Here is a 4878-nt window from a genome sequence, read left to right on the forward strand (position 1 = left end):
GGTACCCGCTATAAAGTTGTGTCCAATTGTATTCATCTGATTAGTCCTAGATTCGATTTAATGAGAATGTCGGGGCAAGTTTTTGTCATTAATGACACGCATATATAAGGTTGCTGGTTCCAGGCATCCACCTGTAGAAAGTTGTCCTACTAACTTGCGATACATTTCTTGCCATGGGGTTTGAGATGCAGGGTAGTCAGGTTTCCATTGTTGACGGCGGCGTTCTAATTCCTCATCAGAAACAAGTACATTTACAGAACGTTTATTTAAATCAATTCTTAAACGGTCATTGGTCTTGAGCAATGCAATCCCACCCCCAATAGCTGCTTCAGGTGACATATTTAAAATAGAAGGGCTGGCTGATGTTCCACTTTGGCGACCATCACCTAAACAAGGTAAAGAATCAATGCCTTTTTTGATTAGCTCTGTAGGAGGTGCCATGTTTACGACTTCAGCACTACCTGGATAACCGACTGTACCTGCACCACGAATGACTAAGATGCAGTTTTCATCAATATTAAGATCGGGGTCGTTAATACGGGCGTGATAGTCTTCTGGCCCTTCAAAGACAATCGCTCGAGCTTCAAAGCTATTTTCATCCTGCGGATTAGACAAATAGGTTTTCCTGAATGCCTCTCCCACAACAGACATTTTCATAATCGCACTATCAAAGAAATTACCACTGAGTACAATAAATCCGGCGCCATGTTTAAGCGGCTCTTGATAGGGATAAATTACATCAGCGTTTGAGGTTTTAGATTGCTTGGCAATTTCACCTATAGTCTTGCCGCTCACTGTTGCACAATCTTCATGAATAACACCTGCTTGTTGCAGTTCATGTAATACTGAGGGAACACCACCAGCTCTGTGAAAACCTTCACCCAGATATTTACCTGCAGGCATACAATTGACAATCAGTGGGATAGATTCGCCTACACGCTGCCAATCATCTAGCGTCAGCTCAATACCCATATGGCGTGCAATCGCAATCAAATGGGGAGGACAGTTACTTGAAGCCCCTAAAGCAGAGGCAACAGCAATCGCATTCTCAAAGGATTTTTTGGTCATAATTTTTGAGGGTCTTAAATCCTCAAGGACCATCTCACAGATGCGTTTACCGGTCGCATAAGCCATTTGACCACGCTCACGATAAGGCGCAGGAATACTGGCACACGTCGGTAAAGACATACCTAAGGCTTCAGCCAAGGCATTCATGGAAAGTGCCGTGCCCATGGTATTGCAATGCCCAACTGATGGAGATGCTGAAGTGGTCATTTCCATAAACCCTTCATAATCAATTTCACCAGAAGCCAGTAAATTTCGTGCATGCCAGATCACTGTACCTGATCCAATTAAATCACCTTTATAGTGGCCATCCAGCATAGGTCCACCTGAAAGAACAATAGCCGGTAAATCGGTAGTGGCTGCTGCCATGAGGCAGGCAGGTGTGGTTTTGTCGCAACCAGTGGTCAGGACCACGCCATCAAGCGGGTAGCCATGGAGAATTTCCACTAAACCTAAATAGGCTAAATTGCGGTCAAGCGCGGCAGTAGGACGGCGTGATTGTTCTGCAATTGGATGAACTGGAAATTCCATAGGAATACCACCGGCATCACGAATACCGGCCTTAACGCGTTCTGCTAATTCTTTGTGGTGACGATTACAAGGAGTTAAATCACTGCCTGTCTGTGCAATACCAATAATTGGTCGACCGGACTGAAGCTCATCACGTGTCAAACCATAATTCATATATCGTTCAACATACAAAGCTGTCATATCTGCATGTTCTGGATCATCAAACCATTCCTGGCTACGTAAAAAAATCCGTTTACTTTGATTATTCATTTCCAGATCCTTAACTTTAATATTATGCAAATGAGCAATATGGGAAGCAGTTATTTATTTGAAAGGCAGAGACCAACCCTAAAGCTAATCATTTAGGAATACCATTCAACCTAGGGATAATATGTGAAAACTATAGTAATTCACGCTGCTTTAAATTTTGCATCAATGAGTTGATGCCAAAATTCCAAGGTGATGCTCTGTCGCTGGTCGTTACAGTGTTGTAAAGAGTGCCTAGTTTAGGAGTATGAATCCGTACGACATCATCAACTTTGTGGGTAAAGCCCGCTCCAGGTTTTTCTCGATCTTGGGTAGGGGCAAATAATGTTCCTAAAAATAGTACAAATCCGTCCGGATACTGATGATTTTCATTTAAAGTCTGTTGAATTAAATCTTCTGGATCACGACTAATTTGAGACATGGAACTTAAACCATTCAAGACAAAATGATCCGTTCCTTCAATTTTGAGTTCTACCTCACATGAGCGGATATCATCCAAATTAAAAGTTTGATCAAATAAGCGGATGAAAGGACCAATTGCGCATGAGGCATTGTTATCTTTAGCTTTGCTCAATAAAAGGGCACTACGTCCCTCGAAATCACGCAGATTGACATCATTACCTAAAGTCGCACCTAAAATTTCACCTTGGCTATTTGCCACTAGAACCACTTCAGGTTCAGGATTATTCCACTCTGATTTTGGATGAATACCAATATTTTGACCTGTACCTACGGCTGCTAAAACAGGAGCTTTGGTGAATATTTCTGCATCACTGCCAATCCCAACTTCAAGATATTGAGACCACATATTTTGTTCAATTAAGTATTTTTTTAATTCAAGTGCTTTTACAGAGCCAGGCTGAATAGATTTAAGACTGTCTCCAATCACTCCCTGCACGATTTCCCGAATGTGTTGCGCTTTATCCGCATCTCCTGCAGCCTGTTCTTCAATTACCCGCTCCAGCATACTTGCAGCAAAAGTTACTCCTGCAGCCTTAATCACTTGCAGATCAATAGGTGCTAAAAAATAAGCTTTACTTGGATCTGGCTCAGGCAAAGTATTTGCAAAAATTTCATCAATATTCCCAATCAATTGACCTTCAATTTTAGAGAGAGCCGAGATCGGGGAATCAGTTTCTAATAATTCAGAGATCGTATTGAAATGACTAGAAATATCAAAAACCTGATTACCTTTCAAAATCACTGGCGATGGACCAGCAACTTTATGCGGTACCCATGCTCGCCCAATTAAGCATCCTTGTGTACCATCCACTGGCAATGAATTGGCTGAATTTAATGTAAATTTCATGTAAAGCAACTCTATTTATAATTGAAATCATCGTAGAATTCCTTTCTAATAAATACCAATGATAATAATTTAATAATTAATAACCTGTAGTTATTGGTAAAAGGATTTCTAAATGGCAGACTTAAATTATTCAAGTTTCAATAATTGGTTCAAATATAGGCACTTGGTTTTATTGGAGACTTTGGCAAGAACTAAAAATATGCATTTAGCAGCTGAACAGATGAATTTAAGTCAGCCCGCGATCAGTAAGATGCTGAAAGAAATTGAAAATATGCTGGGTTTTTCTATTTTTGAACGCTTACCGAGAAGTATGCCTGTAACAGCATTGGGGCAGCATGTGATTTGTTATGCACAGCGGGTCCTGAATGATGCCAAACATTTTGTTGAAGCTATTGAAATGCTGAGGCTAGGTGGACATGGATTTCTTAAAGTAGGTGGAATTTTTGCTGCAACCGCGTCTGTCATTCCAAATTCTGTGATTGAGATTAAAAAGAAATGGCCATTACTCTCCATTGATGTTGTTGAACAGACCAGTGATCATTTAATGGAAATGCTCAGTGAACATACACTGGATTTAGCGGTTGGCCGATTTACCCAGGCAACACAACAGCAATTTTTTGATTTTAAGCCCTTAGGACCTGAGCCTTTTTGTATTGTGGTTAATCATGAGCATCCCTATGCTCAAAAGAAATTTTGTAAATTGAACGAACTCATGGATTGGCCTTGGGTGGTTTACCCTAAAGGAACACCAATTCGTGAACGTATGGAAGCGGCATTTATGCGCGCAAATGTTAAAGTCCCTTTGAATACGGTCAATACCATGTCCATGCAAACTTTCCTACAGATTATACAAACTGCTCCCATGGTCGCTATGCTGCCTGAAGCAATGGTCGCTCAACAGGTGAAAGACGGGAAACTATGCATTATAGAAACCGAGTTGATTTTAGATGCCCAGGATTACGGTATTTTGACGAGGAAAAACGAACCAATTTCAGAAATTGCACAAACATTTATAGAAATTTTATTAGGAAAGGCTAAGCAGAATTAGCTATAAATATCACTTGGCTAATTAAATCAGCCAAGTGATTAAATGGCATTTAACCTTTGAAATATGTTTCGGCGACACCTTGGATCCCTAATCCATAAATGGCAAATACACTACCACGCAACTGATTGTCTCCGGGAAAACGTGGTAGTGGAGGTTGAGACATAGAGGTAACAAAGAGCACATCTAAATCTTTACCCCCAAACGCCAGACTGGTCACTTTTTTAACCGGCATTTCAATGATTCGATCTATGCTGCCATCAGGCGCATAACGTACCAATTTCCCTGAATATACTTTCGCACTCCAGACATAACCTTCACTATCTACAGTTGATCCGTCTGCTGAGCCGCCATCTTGCGTATCGATTTTGCAAAAAACCTGTTTATTCGTTAAACCGGTATCTGCACTGTCATAATCGTATGACCAGATTTCACCTTGCCAGGTATCTGTAAAGTAGAACTTATTACCTTTTGGATTCCAGCATATCCCATTTGAAGTATTGATATTTTCTTCTAGTTTCTGAACCGTCATATCTGTATTTAAACGATATAAAGAGGCGGTTTTATCTTCCTCCATACGGTTCATCGATCCAAAAACAAAACGACCTTGTCGGTCTACACCTCCATCGTTCAGACGGTTAAAAGGCATATCTGGTTCAGGGTGATCAATAAATTCTAAATC

The 4878-nt window shown here is 40.7% G+C and carries 4 protein-coding genes; 1 reads left to right on the forward strand and 3 read right to left on the reverse strand.

Annotated features, from left to right (window positions below; genetic code table 11):
• Window positions 1–57: 57 nt before the first annotated feature.
• Window positions 58–1845, reverse strand: coding sequence for an IlvD/Edd family dehydratase (locus B2Y23_RS01130; RefSeq protein WP_291356737.1), 1788 nt, complete (start codon window positions 1843–1845; stop codon window positions 58–60).
• Window positions 1846–1975: 130 nt separating this feature from the next.
• Window positions 1976–3151, reverse strand: a complete 1176-nt coding sequence (locus tag B2Y23_RS01135; protein WP_291356739.1) for a fumarylacetoacetate hydrolase family protein — start codon at window positions 3149–3151, stop codon at window positions 1976–1978.
• A 112-nt stretch (window positions 3152–3263) separates the two neighbouring features.
• Here B2Y23_RS01135 and B2Y23_RS01140 point away from each other — a divergent pair, with 112 nt between their 5' ends.
• A complete protein-coding gene (locus tag B2Y23_RS01140; RefSeq protein WP_291368508.1) occupies window positions 3264–4199 on the forward strand; it encodes a LysR family transcriptional regulator in 936 nt (311 codons plus the stop codon).
• Window positions 4200–4248: 49 nt separating this feature from the next.
• Here B2Y23_RS01140 and B2Y23_RS01145 read toward each other — a convergent pair.
• The coding region (locus B2Y23_RS01145; RefSeq protein WP_291368510.1) for an SMP-30/gluconolactonase/LRE family protein at window positions 4249–4878 on the reverse strand (630 nt) is incomplete at its 5' end.

This window comes from Acinetobacter sp. UBA5934 (assembly GCF_002430855.1).
In the GTDB taxonomy this organism is placed as follows: Bacteria; Pseudomonadota; Gammaproteobacteria; order Pseudomonadales; family Moraxellaceae; genus Acinetobacter.

Bases quoted from the DNA above. Each gene is read 5' to 3' on its own strand.
- B2Y23_RS01140 (WP_291368508.1), top strand. From the start codon at position 3,264: ATGGCAGACTTAAATTATTCAAGTTTCAATAATTGGTTCAAATATAGG.
- B2Y23_RS01135 (WP_291356739.1), bottom strand. From the start codon at position 3,151: ATGAAATTTACATTAAATTCAGCCAATTCATTGCCAGTGGATGGTACA.
- B2Y23_RS01130 (WP_291356737.1), bottom strand. From the start codon at position 1,845: ATGAATAATCAAAGTAAACGGATTTTTTTACGTAGCCAGGAATGGTTT.